Genomic DNA, 859 nt, shown 5'->3' with positions numbered 1-859 from the left:
TCCTTGATTGTACGGTGTAAATTGGTCGTAGAGGCAGCAATGCGAAGCATGAACGGGGTAGTTTTTTGGGCATGAAACGGTGTCCGTGTTGTTAACTGCTTGTCATCAACAGCCTCAAGCACCGCGCCTTCATCACTGCTTAATAGTATTGGTATCGCTTCATTACTATCAGCCACCACCACACGATTAAACAACAGAGTGAGCTTACTGATTGGCTTCCCCCGATTAACGTAGCCCGTGAGTAAATACGCTTTAGGAAAACTAGATTGCCCTGTATTCAATTGCTCTGTCATTGTTCATCCTTGATATTAAACACATCTAAAATACGTATACTGCCCATACCCCAAATGTTGGTCTCTTTAATTAGTATGGACTTTTTTTCTTTTGTAATAAGGTTATATTCCTCAAGGTACACATCATAAAAAAAACCACCAGTACCAATTGGCTTTTTAGTCTTTTTTAGGTATTTCGAAAATACCTTATTTTTTTTATCTGAGAAAAAAAACGTCCCTGCTTTCCTTGGTAGTATAATGCGCTTACTCGGATCTGATAAATTAATCCAGTAATTTTGCGCTGGCCCAAGCCCCTCCGATACAAAATAAATATAATCGCCGAAAGGGGATACTTTTAAATACGTCATAGTAAATTGAGTGTTAAAGCCTAAATCAACCTTCTTAATCACATCGCCATTAAAGTCATGTAACCAGTATTTATTTTTTTTATCAGCTAAAAAGGTTTTACCATCTGGCAATAAAAACAAGCCATTAGAGTAAATAATTGGTCGCTCAGTGAGTGTTTTAGTCGGTACATGGTAGTTATAATGTTTACCACTGGCGTAAAAAATCACATTTTCACTGTC

Annotated in this window: 1 protein-coding gene and 1 pseudogene; both read right to left on the bottom strand. The window is 37.5% G+C overall.

What is annotated here, in order from left to right; all coding sequences use genetic code 11:
* On the bottom strand, nucleotides 1–293 hold a 293-nt coding region (locus H5154_RS22895; protein WP_182719749.1), incomplete at its 3' end, for a hypothetical protein.
* Nucleotides 290–859: pseudogene (locus H5154_RS22890) on the bottom strand (hypothetical protein); the annotation flags it as partial. The gene H5154_RS22895 and the pseudogene H5154_RS22890, both read right to left, overlap by 4 nt.

Source organism: Pseudoalteromonas sp. SR44-5, from assembly GCF_014163675.1.
Taxonomy (GTDB): Bacteria; Pseudomonadota; Gammaproteobacteria; order Enterobacterales; family Alteromonadaceae; genus Pseudoalteromonas; species Pseudoalteromonas rhizosphaerae.
The sequence above is the reverse complement of the archived record's forward strand: the minus strand, read 5'-3'. Positions and strand labels throughout refer to the sequence as shown.